16 protein-coding genes are annotated in these 12210 nt (G+C 67.1%); 5 read left to right on the top strand and 11 right to left on the bottom strand.

Annotation, left to right across the window (positions count from 1 at the left end; translation table 11 throughout):
* Window positions 1-81: 81 nt before the first annotated feature.
* The 5 genes from AC5P5M_RS18080 to AC5P5M_RS18060 are packed head-to-tail and all read right to left on the bottom strand — an operon-like array spanning window position 82 to window position 3109.
* Window positions 82-561, bottom strand: coding sequence for a hypothetical protein (locus AC5P5M_RS18080; protein ID WP_065182371.1), 480 nt, complete (start codon window positions 559-561; stop codon window positions 82-84).
* Window positions 562-608: 47 nt separating this feature from the next.
* Window positions 609-869, bottom strand: coding sequence for a cell division topological specificity factor MinE (gene minE, locus AC5P5M_RS18075; RefSeq protein ID WP_053516176.1), 261 nt, complete (start codon window positions 867-869; stop codon window positions 609-611).
* 2 nt (window positions 870-871) lie between these two features.
* Window positions 872-1681 carry a septum site-determining protein MinD gene (gene minD / locus AC5P5M_RS18070; protein ID WP_053516174.1) on the bottom strand — a complete coding sequence of 270 codons (810 nt, stop codon included), beginning with the start codon at window positions 1679-1681 and terminating at the stop codon, window positions 872-874.
* 37 nt (window positions 1682-1718) lie between these two features.
* Entirely contained in the window at window positions 1719-2567 is an 849-nt protein-coding gene (gene minC / locus AC5P5M_RS18065) for a septum site-determining protein MinC (RefSeq protein ID WP_193396414.1), read from the bottom strand.
* The gene (locus tag AC5P5M_RS18060; protein WP_053516169.1) at window positions 2513-3109 is read right to left on the bottom strand and encodes a GNAT family N-acetyltransferase; all 597 of its coding nucleotides are present in this window, start codon (window positions 3107-3109) and stop codon (window positions 2513-2515) included. Before AC5P5M_RS18060 ends, minC begins: the two co-directional genes overlap by 55 nt.
* Before the next feature lie 138 nt (window positions 3110-3247).
* On the opposite strand from AC5P5M_RS18060, the gene AC5P5M_RS18055 reads away from it, so the two are divergent.
* From AC5P5M_RS18055 to AC5P5M_RS18040, 4 genes are all read left to right on the top strand, one after another.
* Window positions 3248-4450 carry a sensor histidine kinase gene (locus AC5P5M_RS18055; RefSeq protein ID WP_053516166.1) on the top strand — a complete coding sequence of 401 codons (1203 nt, stop codon included), beginning with the start codon at window positions 3248-3250 and terminating at the stop codon, window positions 4448-4450.
* Window positions 4450-5091 carry a response regulator gene (locus AC5P5M_RS18050; RefSeq protein ID WP_053516165.1) on the top strand — a complete coding sequence of 214 codons (642 nt, stop codon included), beginning with the start codon at window positions 4450-4452 and terminating at the stop codon, window positions 5089-5091. Before AC5P5M_RS18055 ends, AC5P5M_RS18050 begins: the two co-directional genes overlap by 1 nt.
* 233 nt (window positions 5092-5324) lie before the next feature.
* Window positions 5325-6398 (top strand): polyketide cyclase, encoded by a 1074-nt coding sequence (locus AC5P5M_RS18045; RefSeq protein ID WP_065182369.1) that lies wholly within the window; start codon window positions 5325-5327, stop codon window positions 6396-6398.
* A 108-nt stretch (window positions 6399-6506) separates the two neighbouring features.
* Window positions 6507-6878, top strand: coding sequence for a DUF423 domain-containing protein (locus AC5P5M_RS18040; protein ID WP_065182368.1), 372 nt, complete (start codon window positions 6507-6509; stop codon window positions 6876-6878).
* Between the two features lie 19 nt (window positions 6879-6897).
* Here AC5P5M_RS18040 and AC5P5M_RS18035 read toward each other — a convergent pair whose 3' ends face one another.
* The 6 genes from AC5P5M_RS18035 to AC5P5M_RS18010 are packed head-to-tail and all read right to left on the bottom strand — an operon-like array spanning window position 6898 to window position 10881.
* The gene (locus AC5P5M_RS18035) at window positions 6898-7707 is read right to left on the bottom strand and encodes a M15 family metallopeptidase (RefSeq protein WP_053516160.1); all 810 of its coding nucleotides are present in this window, start codon (window positions 7705-7707) and stop codon (window positions 6898-6900) included.
* Between the two features lie 9 nt (window positions 7708-7716).
* On the bottom strand, window positions 7717-8310 hold the full coding sequence (locus tag AC5P5M_RS18030) for a PH domain-containing protein (protein ID WP_053516158.1): 594 nt from the start codon (window positions 8308-8310) through the stop codon (window positions 7717-7719).
* Window positions 8307-9596 (bottom strand): alpha/beta hydrolase, encoded by a 1290-nt coding sequence (locus AC5P5M_RS18025; RefSeq protein WP_495206230.1) that lies wholly within the window; start codon window positions 9594-9596, stop codon window positions 8307-8309. Before AC5P5M_RS18025 ends, AC5P5M_RS18030 begins: the two co-directional genes overlap by 4 nt.
* Before the next feature lie 2 nt (window positions 9597-9598).
* Window positions 9599-9778, bottom strand: coding sequence for a DUF4177 domain-containing protein (locus AC5P5M_RS18020; protein WP_053516154.1), 180 nt, complete (start codon window positions 9776-9778; stop codon window positions 9599-9601).
* Window positions 9775-9954: a type II toxin-antitoxin system antitoxin gene (locus AC5P5M_RS18015; RefSeq protein WP_053516152.1), complete on the bottom strand. Its 180-nt coding sequence runs from the start codon at window positions 9952-9954 to the stop codon at window positions 9775-9777. The genes AC5P5M_RS18020 and AC5P5M_RS18015 overlap by 4 nt, the downstream gene beginning before the upstream one ends.
* 45 nt (window positions 9955-9999) lie before the next feature.
* Window positions 10000-10881, bottom strand: a complete 882-nt coding sequence (locus tag AC5P5M_RS18010; RefSeq protein WP_053516150.1) for an SPFH domain-containing protein — start codon at window positions 10879-10881, stop codon at window positions 10000-10002.
* A 130-nt stretch (window positions 10882-11011) separates the two neighbouring features.
* Here AC5P5M_RS18010 and purT point away from each other — a divergent pair, with 130 nt between their 5' ends.
* Window positions 11012-12199 (top strand): formate-dependent phosphoribosylglycinamide formyltransferase, encoded by a 1188-nt coding sequence (gene purT / locus AC5P5M_RS18005; RefSeq protein ID WP_053516148.1) that lies wholly within the window; start codon window positions 11012-11014, stop codon window positions 12197-12199.
* The last annotated feature ends 11 nt before the right edge of the window (window positions 12200-12210 follow it).

The following is a 12210-nucleotide window of genomic DNA, read 5'->3' as shown; positions in this document are numbered from 1 at the left end:
TCGAACCGCGCCGAGTGAAAAGAGGGGCGCCGCAGAGTTCGGCGCGTCGCCACGCGCCCGTGGCCAACCGCGCCCGCGGCCTTACGCCACTGGCAACCCGCGTTCGATCAACCACGCCTTCGCGTCTTCGGCGTCCTGCTCGAACCACGCTCTCGTCGATCCCAACCGGTACGTATACCCCCACGCATCCATGTCGGCCATCAGCCGTGCGCTGCCGACACCGGGCAGCTGCGCGGCCAGCACGATCTGCAGGTAGCACGTGGCATCTTCCTCGGCGACCGAATCAGTGGCATCGGTATGCACCTGCGCGCGCCGCTCCGGCGGCAGCACGATCAGATGGCAGGCCTCGTGCAGCATCGAATGCACGGGCGTGTCGTCGCGCACATACACGTTGCTGGCGATGATGCCTGCTTCAGGTTCGCCCCAGTAGCTGCCGGGAATCGGCTCGCCGGCGGCGACGTGGTGCAGCTCCAGCCCATGCGCGGCAAGCAGGCGCTGTGCATCGGCGAAGGCGATATCGCCCACGCAGGTGATGTCCACGGCGGTTGTCGTGTCAGTCATGCGGAATCATGCAGCCCCGCCCATGCAGGCACGGGCGGGGCAGGGGGTCAGGGCTTTTCCGGGCCTTCCGGCAGCGCCACGGAGATGTCCAGCACGTCGTGCTGGCCATCCTTGACCAGGTCGACCTTCACCGCGTCGACGTCGATGTTGACGTACTTCTTGATCACTTCCAGCAGCTCGCGCTGCAGCAGCGGCAGGTAGTCCGGGCCACCGCGATGGCTGCGCTCCTGCGCGATGATGATCTGCAGGCGGTTCTTGGCGGTTTCGGCGGTGGTCTTCTTCGCTTTGAGGAAATCAAACAGGCCCATGCTTACCCTCCGAACAGCTTGCTGAAGAAGCCCTTCTTCTCCACGGTGGTGAAGCGCATCGGCCGCTCCTCGCCCAGGATGCGGCTCACCGCATCGTCATACGCCTGGCCAGCGATCGATTCGCCGTCGAGGATCACCGGCTCGCCCTTGTTGGAGGCGTTCAGCACGTCACCCGATTCGGGGATCACGCCGATCGCCTTCAGGCCCAGCACTTCCTCCACGTCGACGATGCTCAGCATCTCGCCGGTTTCCACGCGCGACGGGCTGTAGCGGGTCAGCAGCAGGAAGGCCGGCACGTCCTGGCCGGATTCGGCCTTGTGTGTCTTCGAATCCAGCAGGCCGATGATGCGGTCGGAGTCGCGCACCGAGGACACTTCCGGGTTCACCACCACCACCGCGCGGTCGGCGAAGTACATCGCCAGGAAGGCACCCTTCTCGATACCGGCCGGGGAGTCGCAGATCACGAAGTCGAAACCGTCGGCGGCCAGGTCCTTCAGCACCTTGCCCACGCCCTCCTGGGTCAGCGCGTCCTTGTCGCGGGTCTGCGAGGCAGCCAGCACGTACAGGTTGTCGAAGCGCTTGTCCTTGATCAGGGCCTGCTTGAGGGTGGCTTCGCCGTGCACGACGTTGACGAAGTCGTACACCACGCGGCGTTCGCAGCCCATGATCAGGTCGAGGTTGCGCAGGCCGACGTCGAAGTCGATCACCGCCACCTTCTTGCCGCGCCGTGCCAGGCCGCAGGCCAGGCTCGCGCTGGTAGTGGTCTTGCCGACGCCGCCCTTGCCGGAGGTGACTACGATGATTTCAGCCAAAGGACTTCTCCTGGTTCTGCATGATGTTGGGGCTGCGTCAGTCCAGCGCAGCGATCTTGACCTGGTCCTGTTCCAGCCACACCTGCACGGCCTTGCCGCGCAGGTTGTCCGGGACATCGTCCAGTACCTTGTAGTGGCCGGCAATGGCCACCAGTTCCGCATGGAAATCACGGCAGAAGATGCGTGCCGCGGTGTTGCCCTGGGCACCCGCCAGCGCGCGGCCGCGCAGGGTGCCGTAGATATGGATGCTGCCGTCGGCGATGACCTCGGCACCGGCGCCGACGGTCGCCATGACCGTCAGGTCGCAGTTCTCCGCGTACAGCTGCTGGCCGGAACGTACATTGCCGAGCTGCATGCGGCCCGGTTGCGGTGCCGTGCCCTCGGCCACCCTGGCCACCGGAGCGGCCGGGGCCGGCTTCGGCTCAGCGCGGGCGGCGCGGCGCGGCTCCGGTGCAGGCGCAGGCGGCGGGGCCGGCTCGGTCTCGACACGCTCGTACTGGGCGCGGAACTTGGCCAGCAGCGGCAGGCCGAGCTGCTGCGAGAGCTGGTCGACCGCACTGGTGCCATAGGCCAGCGCCACCGGCAGCACGCCGGCGCTGCGCAGGCCATCGACCAGCGCCTGGGCGGTGGCCACGTCCGGTACCTGGCTGAGGCCGCCGAAGTCCAGGATCACCGCGGCACGGCCGAACAGTTTCGGGGCGCGGGTCACCCGTTCGCGCATTTCCTGCACGAGTCGTTCGACATCGAGGGTCCGCACGCGCAGGTTGGCGATGCCGACCTGGCCGATCTTCAGTTCACCTGCCTGTTCGTAATCGAAATTCACCGCCACGCTCAGGTCCCCGTCGGCCGCTGTGCCTGCGCCGGCAGCTGCCGGTCGCGTGTCCATGCCACATCCGGCAGCTTGCCGCCGTAGGTCTCCTGTACCCACGGGTAGCTGCACAGTTCCTTGGCCAGCATGCTGGCGCGCACATCGACCTGCGGCATGGTGTTCTGGCCCAGCTCGCGGAAGCCGAAGCTGCCGTGGAACAGCAGGGCGGCATCGGCACCATGGTCGAGGAAGACTTCGCAGGTCATCTGCGGGTAGCGCAGCTCGGCGAAGCTCTGCGCATCGGCGTAGAACGCCCGGCCGACGCCACCACCGCGGCGGCGGCTGGCGACCACGATGCGGTCGATATAGAAGAACGGGGTGTCCAGCTGCTGCTTGAACCAGGCGAAGTTGCTGCTGTCGTGCTGGCTGTCGCTGCCGAAGCCGATCAGGAACCCGGCCAGGTTGCCGTCGCGCTCGGCGACGCGGAAGTACTCAGCGGTTTCATAGAACAGGCGCAGGCGTGCGGCATCCAGCGGAAGGATGGCCAGGCCAGCGTTGTTGTTCAAAGCCAGGACGGAATCGAGCTCGTGCTCGCGCACGTCGCGGATGACAATCGACATTGTGACTCCGTGGGGTAACGCGGTTGGTCCTGCAACGGACCCTGCGCACGATTATTGCATGGGTGGCTGGCGGGGGCACGCCCGTCGCCATGACTTCTGCCCGGGGGCAGGAGCGCTGGTTCAGCCTAAGATGCCTCCATGTTGGGATATCTCAGCCAAATCCGAGTCCTGCGCCTGGCCGGCCTGTTCACCTGGGTCATGGTCGGCCTGCCCGTGGTGTATTCCCAGTACGAGTCGATGCTGCGGCACGGCGGCAGCGGCATCGACAGCTGGTCCCTGTGGCTGTTTGCCGCCTACCTGTTCTTCGGCGCCGGCTACTTCTGGCTGACCCGTGGCCTGCGCGACAGCAGCCAGGCCGCGTGGTACGACCGGGTGGTGCTGGTGGTACTGACCGGCTCGGCCCTGGGCGTCAGCTACCTGAGCGGTTCGGGCCTGGGCAGCATCCTGATGATGGTGGCCGCCGGGGTGATCCCGTGGATGCTGCCCGTGCGCAGTGGCGTGATCTGGTTGCTGCTCAGCCAGCTGGCGGTGCTGCCGGTCTACTATCTGATTCTCGACATGCCGTTGTTCGAGGCACTCATGCAGTCGCTGCTGTATGGCGGCTTCTCCATGTTCATGTTCGTGACCAGCCTGGTCGCACGGCAGCAGACCGACGCCCGCGACGAGCAGCGCCGGCTGAATGCGGAGCTGAGGGCGACCCGCGCCCTGCTGGCCGAGAGCGCACGGGTCAACGAGCGCACCCGCATCTCGCGCGAGCTGCATGACCTGCTGGGGCATCAGTTGACCGCGCTGACCTTGAACCTGGAAGTGGCCGGCCATCTCGCCGAAGGCAAGGCGCTGGACCACGTGAAACGCTCGCACACGCTGGCCAAGCTGCTGCTGGGCAATGTGCGCGAAGTGGTCAGCCAGCTGCGCGAGACCAGCGCCATCGACCTGGCTGCCGCGCTGCGTCCGCTGACCGAGAACGTGCCCTCGCTGGACATCCAGCTGGACATCGAGGACCCCCTGAACGTGGAGGATCCGCAGCGGGCCCACGTGCTGCTGCGCTGCACCCAGGAGATCATCACCAATACGGTGCGCCACTCCGGGGCCCGCCATCTGTGGATCCGGGTGTACCGTGAGGCGCCGGACCGGGTGGTGGTCGAGGCGCGCGACGACGGTGTCGGTGCGGAAATGGTCAATGTGGGCAATGGCTTGCGCGGGATGCGCGAGCGCCTGCAACAATGCGGGGGCCAGCTGCAGGTGGAAACCCGCCCCGGCGAAGGCTTCTGCCTGCGTGCGACGGTGCCGGCAACCGTGCTGGTGGCCGCCCTTACCAAGGTTCCTGAAGGAGTGCGTTGATGATTCGCGTCTGCCTGGTCGACGACCAAACCCTGGTGCGGCAGGGAATCCGCTCGCTGCTGGCGCTGGACGACGGCATCGAGGTGGTGGCTGAGGCCGGCGACGGCCGGCAGGCGGTCGAACTGGTGCCCCAGGTCCGTCCGGATGTGGTCCTGATGGACATGCGCATGCCGGTGATGTCCGGGCTGGAGGCGCTGCAGGTCCTGTCGCGGCTGGAACAGCTGCCGCCGACCATCATCCTGACCACCTTCGACGACGACCAGCTGGTGCTGGCAGGCCTGAAGGCCGGTGCCAAGGGCTACCTGCTCAAGGACGTGACCCTGGACCAGCTGGTGGGCGCCATCCGCACCGTGGCTGACGGCGGATCGCTGGTGCAGCCGGCAGTGACCCAGCGGCTGCTGTCCGGGCTGGAACACATGCGCAATGATTTCGTCAGCCTGGACCGGCCGGACCCGCTGACCGACCGCGAGACGGAGATCCTGCGGCTGATGGCCAGCGGCTTCTCCAACAAGGAGATCGCCAATTCGCTGGGCGTGGCCGAGGGCACCATCAAGAACCATGTGTCCAACATCCTGTCCAAGCTGGGCGTGCGCGACCGTACGCGGGCCGTCCTGAAGGCGTTCGAACTGCAGCTGGTCTGACGAAAAGCCTTTTGCGGCAAAGGTTTGGCCGGCATTCCCGGGCCCCGGGACGGGCTGCCCCCTACATGCGGGGCGGCCGGATGCGCTACCCTGCCAATCCTTTGTCCATACAAATACGCAGCCGGCAGGGAAACCGGTGCGCCAATCGCGATAAACAATGCCCGCGAAGCCTGCTAGGATTGGCGCTTCGCTTCAATCAACCCGGCCGTGGGATCGGCCCCGGAGACTCCTGAATGACCCGTATTATCGAGTTCCTGATCGCCTTGGGGATCGTGGCTGGCCTGTTCGTCATCATTGGCGTATGTCTGCCGGGCGAGCGCCACATCACCGAAAGCATCGAGACCAACCGCAAGATGACGATCGTGTACGACACGGTCAGCAGCCTGCGCCGCTTCAAGGACTGGAACCCGCTGGTACTGCGCGATCCCGCCGTTGAACTGAAGCTGTCCGGCCCGGCCTCCGGCGTCGGTGCCACCCTCGACTTCTCCTCCAAGGACCTGGGCAACGGTTCCTGGAAGGTGACCGAGGCCGAAGAGAACAAGCGTGTTGTGATCGCCATCGAAGACCCGACCAAGGGTCACGACAAGGTCACCACCTTCAATCTGGAGCCGACCGGCAAGGGTGGTCGCAACGTCAAGATCACCCAGGACTACTCGGTGAAGTACGGCTTCGACCTGTTCGGTCGCTACGCCGGCCTGTATGTCAGCCGCCAGATCGGCGACGACATCAAGCTGGGCCTGTCGCGCATGGCGAACATGCTGGCCACCGTGCCGAACGTCGACTACCGCACTCCGGAAGCGCCGCTGACCGATCTGGGTATCGTGCAGGTGCCGGCCGAAGACCTGCTGGTCGTCAACGCCGGCAACGTCGACCGCGGCCAGGACACCATCACCAAGTCCATCAAGGACAACCAGGAGTGGATCAAGCGCGTGATGGAGGCCAATGGCCTTGAAGCCGCCGGTCCGTTCCGCATCATCACCACCGATTTCGGTGCCGAGAAGTACGCCTTCGACATCGCACAGCCGGTGAAGAAGAAGGGTACCGAAGGTGCCACCGGTGAGGAGCTGACCGTCAAGATCGACGGTGGTGCCCCGGTCAAGTACCTGCATGTCGCCCCGCATCGTTCGGCGCATGCGGCCTACACCGGTCACATGGCCGGCCTGGACGTGGCCCGCAACGGCCTGCGTGCGTGGGCAGTGACCTCGGGCAACGAAGTCATCGACCGTCCGTACGAATCGTGGAAGGACGGCGTGGACAAGTCGTTCACCCAGGAAGGCACCTACGACATCTACTGGGCCGTCAAGTAAGCGCTGGCTGACCCATGTAGTGTTGGACACGAAAACGCGCCGCTTCCTGCGGCGCGTTTTTTTTCATCCCGCGTCCGCCGCCGGGCGGGCGCCGCGCAAGGAGCAGTCATGTTCAATCTGGAACGACGTGCGCGTAAGCCCTCGCTGCTGGCCTGCATCGGTGCGCTGTTGGCGGCCGCTTCGATCGGCCTGTCGGCCTATGCCTCGCATGGCGTGTCCGATCCGCAGGCGCAGCAGCATCTGAACATGGCGGCGCTGTATGCGTTCGCCCATGGTGCCGTGCTGGTTGCGGTGGGACGGCGCGCGCAGGGCGTGATCGCACATCTGGCGCTGTACGTGCTGCTGCTGGGCGTCGTGCTGTTCTCCGGCAGCCTGGTGGGCAGCGCGCTCTGGCAGTGGCCTACCCGGCTGGCGCCTGTGGGCGGCACCAGCCTGATGGTGGGATGGGTGCTGCTGGCGATCGACGCCCTGCGGCGGTGAGGGCAGTGCGGGGAGGGGCTCAGCCGTTGGCCGGTCTCCAGCACCAGTGCCAGGGCTCGTAGACGATCCCGTGCGGGTTGCCGCGCGGGTAGCTCAGGTGGAATCCATGCCCGCGGGCGTGCGCCTGCAGCCACGCGAACGCGTCGGTACGCTCGAACGATTCCTCTGCAGGTGCATCGCCCGGGGTGCCGATATCCAGTGCGTGCCCGCTGTGATGTTCGCTGAAGCCCGGCGCGGCGTTGACCTTCAGGATCTCCGCCACGCTCAGGCCGCGGCCGCGCTTCCGCTCGAAGATTCCCAACTGGTACGCATGGCTGCGGAAGCCGGAAATGGCATCCAGGGCAACGCCATCGCGGGCCGCGTGCAGGCGCATCCGCCGCCACCCCTGCGCCGCGTCGCGGCGCAACCACAGGGGCCGCGAAAAGCGATCGCGGCCGGCGAAATGCAGCAGGCACGGCTCGGCTTCCAGCGGCAGCCCGGTGTCATCCGCGTAACCCTGCGCATCCAGGCCAAGGTGCTGCAGGCGTTGCTGCAAGCCCGCCAGGGGCAGCCATCGCTGCTCCAGTGCCGCAGCGAAAGGGCGTGACGCGCGGGCATCCAGCAGTGCCAGCGCCTCCTCCACGCCAGGCTCGTGCGGTAGGCGCGGCACCAGCGAATGAACGCCCTGCGCCAGCACGGCGGCCAGATAGCGGCCATCGCGCTTGCGCCGCAGCACCCAGCGGGCCCGCGCCAGCAGGCGTGCATCGAGGTTGCTGCGCGCGCGCAGCAGATCGGCCGGCCACAGTTCGATGGCCTCGGTGTTCAGCAGCAGCAGCGGTCGGCGATGCATGTCCGCAGCTTACTGCCGTGGCGCGGCTGCGGCCACCTTGCGCAGGGCGTCAAGCAATGCCTGTGGGCGTTCCATGCTCAGCAGCAGGGTGCTGCCGCCGCGCACCGGGATCGCCAGCGTGCGGTGACGGTCGGTGACCAGGGCGAAGCCCTTGCCGCCGCCCTGCAGCCGCATATGCCCGGAATAGAAGCCGGGCATCGAGTAGCCGTTGGTCTTGAAGCGGATGCCATAGCGGCGGTCCTGCGCCAGGTCCACCACCTCGGCCTGGTCCAGCAGCATGTCGCGCACCGGTGTACGCCGCCGGTACAGCGTCGAGCGCACATCCAGCACGCCACCCACCAGCTCCACGCGGCGGCGGAAGAACGAAGTGCCCAGGCCCACGCCGATCAGCACCAGCACGGCGATGCTCCATGCCGCGCTGCCGTTCATCAGGAAGAACGGCGGCGACAGGGTGACTTCCATCCATGGTGCAGGCGCACGCGTGCGGCTGAACTGCACGTACACGCTGATGACCAGCACGGCCAGCACCGGCAACAGCACCCACAGCACGCGCAGGGGTGAACTGCCAGCCAGCTCGAACGGACGGGCTTCATTGGGGCTCATCGTTGTGCCTCCACCCATCGGGCGATGTCATCGATCAACCCCGCATCGACATGGCCGGGCCGGGTGTACTCCTTCAACGAACTCGGGCCGCTGCCAGCGATGCCGATGTGGTTCAGCGCCGGATAGGTCCGCCACTGCACATCGTCGCGCCGGGCGAGGGCCTTCTGCCAGAGTGCCCAGTCGGCATCGGGAACCTGGAAATCGCGCCCGCCATGCAGCATCAGCAGCGGTGCGCGCAGCCGCTGTGCATCGGCGCGGGCATCTACGGCTTCGATGCTCTTCCAGAAGGACTGCGGAACGCCGAGTGGCAGTTCGCTGGCGGGTACCGGCGTGCTGCCACGTGCTGCGGCGATCTGGCTGTCCAGTTTGTCCAGCAGCGCCTGACCGGCCGCGCTGATGTCGCCGTCCAGGCTCAGCAGGTAGCGGTTCTGTTCCGGCAGCAGGTCCAGCAGCGTGCGCGCGGGAGCGGCCCACAGGATGGCGCCACGCGCCTGTGGCCAGCGGCTGGCGATGCGTGGCGCAAGCATGCCGCCCTGGCTGTGGCCGAGCACGAACACGCGGCGGCCGTCGATGCGCGGGTCGCTGGCGACGGCCTCCAGTGCCGCCACCGCATCGTCGGTGGATTCGTCATCGACAGTGAAGGTGCCGCTCTGGAAATCCTGGGGCCGGGCGAGAGTGCGCTTGTCGTAGCGCAGTACCGCGATTCCGTGCGCGGCGAGGCCACGGGCGATATCGAGGAAGGGACGGTTGCCGCCGATGGTTTCGTCACGGTCCTGCGGGCCCGAGCCGTGCACCAGCACCACTGCCGGGAACGGGCCTTTGCCCTTGGGCAGCGCCAGCGTGCCGGGCAGCGCACCGCGTGTCTGCGGCACACTGAAATCAACTTCGCTGTAGGTCGCATCGGCCGGCGGCGGCGGTGCCTTGGCCGCGGGGGCGGGGCGCAGCAGCAGGCCGGCGACCTTGTCCTGTGCATCCACGGCCACCTGCGCGATCACCGCGCCACCGGTGAACTGCAGCGGCACTTCCACCAGGTGCAGGCCCTGCTGCTCGCTGCTGCGGGCCTGGCCCCGCTGCTGCAGTTCGCCCAGGGACCGCCACACGCTGTCGAGCTTCTCGGCGGGAACGGCACGGGCCATCTGCGGGGTCAGCATCGCCTCTGCATCGGCGATGCGGCCGGCCTGCAGGTGGTCCAGCAAGCGGGCGGCAACCTGCCGCGGTTCGGCGGCGAATGCGCCACCGCTCAGCAGCGCCAGTGAAAGGGCGAACAGCGAACGGCGGGTCTTCATGGTCAGAGCTCCTTCTTGAAGACCAGCACCGCTGCGCTCATCGGCGCGGGGATCACGATGTTGACCAGCTCCCAGCCAAGCTGGCCCTGCTTGTTCAACGCCTCCTGCACGGCTTCGGTCTTCATGCTGCCCATCAGCGTCGAGGGCACTTCCAGGGTCTGGTACGTCCAGCGCTTGCTCATTCCTTCTCCTCCTGAGGTGGCTTGGGATGCGGCAGCCTGCCGGCCTTGCGCAGCGCGTCGCGCAGCAGGTACTCGATCTGCGCGTTGAGGCTGCGCAGTTCGTCGTCGGCCCAGCGCTGCGCCGCGGCCAGGACGTCGGCGTTGATGCGCAGTGGATAGGCTTTCTTCTCGCTCATGGATGCTCCTGGCGGGGCGGTGGGGCGCCCCGTTGCGAGGGTGATTCAGTACAGCGAACCGGCGTTGACGATCGGCTGCGTGCCCCGGTCCGAACACAGCACGGTCAACAGGTTGCTGACCATGTGCGCCTTGCGTTCCTCGTCCAGCTGCACCACGCCGTTCTTCTGCAGTTCGCCCAGGGCCATCTCGACCATGCCGACCGCACCGGCAACGATGCGCGTGCGTGCCGCGATCACCGCGTTGGCCTGCTGGCGCTGCAGCATGGCCTGGGCGATTTCGGCAGCATAGGCCAGGTGGCTGATGCGTGCGTCGATCACCTGCACGCCGGCGTCGGCCAGGCGCTCGGCCAACTCGTTCTTCAGGTGCTGGGAGATCTCGCTGGCGTGGCTGCGCAGCGCCAGCTGGCCCTCTTCATGCTGGTCGTAGGGATAGCTGGTGGCCATCGCGCGCAGCGCCGATTCGGACTGGATGTGCACGAAGCTCTCGTAGTCGTCCACGTTGTAGACCGCTTCGGAGGCATCGACCACCTGCCAGACGATCACTGCGGCGATCTCGATCGGGCTGCCATCGAGCTCGTTGACCTTCAGCTTGCCGCTTTCGAAATTGCGCACGCGCTGGCTGACGTGGCGCTTGCTGTAGAAGGGGTTGTTCCAGCGCAGGCCATTGTCTTTCACGGTGCCGACGTACTTGCCGAACAGGCTCACCACCGCGGCCTGGTTCGGCTGCACGGTGTACAGGCCCGCCAGCGCGAACAGCGCCACCACCGCGACCAGCGCGCCAACCAGCATCATCAGCAGGTTGGGGGAGCCGGTCGACGCCTTGGCGGCGATGCCCAGCACGAACAGCACACCGCCGAAGACGGCGACGAGCAATGCGCCCGCCAGAGTGCCCAGGCCGTTGAGGGAGGACAGCGACTTCTCTTTCATGGCAGTACGTCCTTGAGGGTTCGAGGCGACGATATCAAATTGATATCAGATGGCGACTACCGTTCGTCGGGAACCGCCGCTGGACCGGCTAGAATGCCCACCCGCCTTCACATCACTGCCGGACCCCTCCATGGCCAAGCTCGGAACCCCCCTCTCGCCCTCCGCCACCCGTGTGCTGCTGCTGGGCTCGGGCGAACTCGGCAAGGAAGTGGCCATCGAGCTGCAGCGGCTGGGCGTGGAGGTGATCGCCGCCGACCGCTACGCCGATGCGCCCGCCATGCAGGTCGCGCATCGTTCGCACGTGATCGACATGCTGGACGCGATGGCGCTGCGCGCGCTGATCGCCCAGGAACAGCCCCACCTGGTGGTGCCGGAGATCGAGGCGATCCACACCGAGACGCTGGTACAGCTGGAACAGGAGCAGGGCCTGCGGGTGATCCCCACCGCGCGTGCCGCACGCCTGACCATGGACCGTGAGGGCATCCGCCGCCTGGCCGCCGAGACGCTGGGCCTGCCAACCTCGCCCTACCGCTTTGTCGATACCGAGGCGGAGTACCGCGCCGCCGTGGCCGCCATCGGCCTGCCGTGCGTGGTCAAGCCGGTGATGTCCTCCTCGGGCAAGGGACAGAGCACGCTGCGCAGCGAAGCGGACATCGCGCCGGCCTGGGAGTATGCGCAGACCGGCGGCCGCGCGGGCGCCGGCCGCTGCATCGTCGAGGGATTCATCGATTTCGACTACGAGATCACTCTGCTGACCGTGCGCCACGCGGCAGGCACCTCGTTCTGCGCGCCGATCGGTCATCTGCAGAAGGACGGCGATTACCGCGAGAGCTGGCAGCCGCAGCCGATGTCGGACAAGGCGCTGGCGCGCGCGGAGGAGATCTCGCGTGCGATCACCGATGACCTGGGTGGCTGGGGCCTGTTCGGCGTGGAGCTGTTCGTGAAGGGCGATGAAGTGTGGTTCAGCGAAGTGTCCCCGCGCCCGCACGACACTGGCCTGGTGACGCTGGTATCGCAGGAACTGAGCGAGTTCGCGCTGCACGCACGCGCCATCCTGGGCCTGCCGGTTCCGGTGATCCGCCAGAGTGGTCCGTCGGCATCCTGTGCATTGCTGGCGCAGGGCGAAGGCGTGCCGTACTTCAACAACGTCGCGGCCGCACTGCAGGTGCCGGATACGGCCGTGCGCCTGTTCGGCAAGCCGAGCGTGCACGGTCAGCGCCGTGTCGGCGTCACCCTGGCGCGCGCCGACACCATCGACGAGGCGCGCTCGATCGCCCGTGATGCCGCCGACGCCATCGGCGTCGAGCTGCGCCCGTAAGCCGGTAGCGC

This window comes from Stenotrophomonas sp. YJH_SMC_106-19 (assembly GCF_059368375.1).
Note: the sequence above shows the minus strand (reverse complement) of the source record. Positions and strands in the feature narration are given on the sequence as shown.

What these genes read in the sequence shown, in the direction of transcription:
- purT (WP_053516148.1), top strand. Translation starts at nt 11,012, where the DNA reads ATGGCCAAGCTCGGAACCCCCCTCTCGCCCTCCGCCACCCGTGTGCTG.
- AC5P5M_RS18025 (WP_495206230.1), bottom strand. Translation starts at nt 9,596, where the DNA reads ATGAAGACCCGCCGTTCGCTGTTCGCCCTTTCACTGGCGCTGCTGAGC.
- minC (WP_193396414.1), bottom strand. Translation starts at nt 2,567, where the DNA reads ATGGACACGCGACCGGCAGCTGCCGGCGCAGGCACAGCGGCCGACGGG.
- AC5P5M_RS18010 (WP_053516150.1), bottom strand. Translation starts at nt 10,881, where the DNA reads ATGAAAGAGAAGTCGCTGTCCTCCCTCAACGGCCTGGGCACTCTGGCG.
- AC5P5M_RS18080 (WP_065182371.1), bottom strand. Translation starts at nt 561, where the DNA reads ATGACTGACACGACAACCGCCGTGGACATCACCTGCGTGGGCGATATC.
- AC5P5M_RS18020 (WP_053516154.1), bottom strand. Translation starts at nt 9,778, where the DNA reads ATGAGCAAGCGCTGGACGTACCAGACCCTGGAAGTGCCCTCGACGCTG.
- AC5P5M_RS18045 (WP_065182369.1), top strand. Translation starts at nt 5,325, where the DNA reads ATGACCCGTATTATCGAGTTCCTGATCGCCTTGGGGATCGTGGCTGGC.
- AC5P5M_RS18050 (WP_053516165.1), top strand. Translation starts at nt 4,450, where the DNA reads ATGATTCGCGTCTGCCTGGTCGACGACCAAACCCTGGTGCGGCAGGGA.
- AC5P5M_RS18035 (WP_053516160.1), bottom strand. Translation starts at nt 7,707, where the DNA reads ATGCATCGCCGACCGCTGCTGCTGCTGAACACCGAGGCCATCGAACTG.
- AC5P5M_RS18040 (WP_065182368.1), top strand. Translation starts at nt 6,507, where the DNA reads ATGTTCAATCTGGAACGACGTGCGCGTAAGCCCTCGCTGCTGGCCTGC.
- minE (WP_053516176.1), bottom strand. Translation starts at nt 869, where the DNA reads ATGGGCCTGTTTGATTTCCTCAAAGCGAAGAAGACCACCGCCGAAACC.
- AC5P5M_RS18055 (WP_053516166.1), top strand. Translation starts at nt 3,248, where the DNA reads ATGTTGGGATATCTCAGCCAAATCCGAGTCCTGCGCCTGGCCGGCCTG.
- AC5P5M_RS18015 (WP_053516152.1), bottom strand. Translation starts at nt 9,954, where the DNA reads ATGAGCGAGAAGAAAGCCTATCCACTGCGCATCAACGCCGACGTCCTG.
- AC5P5M_RS18030 (WP_053516158.1), bottom strand. Translation starts at nt 8,310, where the DNA reads ATGAGCCCCAATGAAGCCCGTCCGTTCGAGCTGGCTGGCAGTTCACCC.
- AC5P5M_RS18060 (WP_053516169.1), bottom strand. Translation starts at nt 3,109, where the DNA reads ATGTCGATTGTCATCCGCGACGTGCGCGAGCACGAGCTCGATTCCGTC.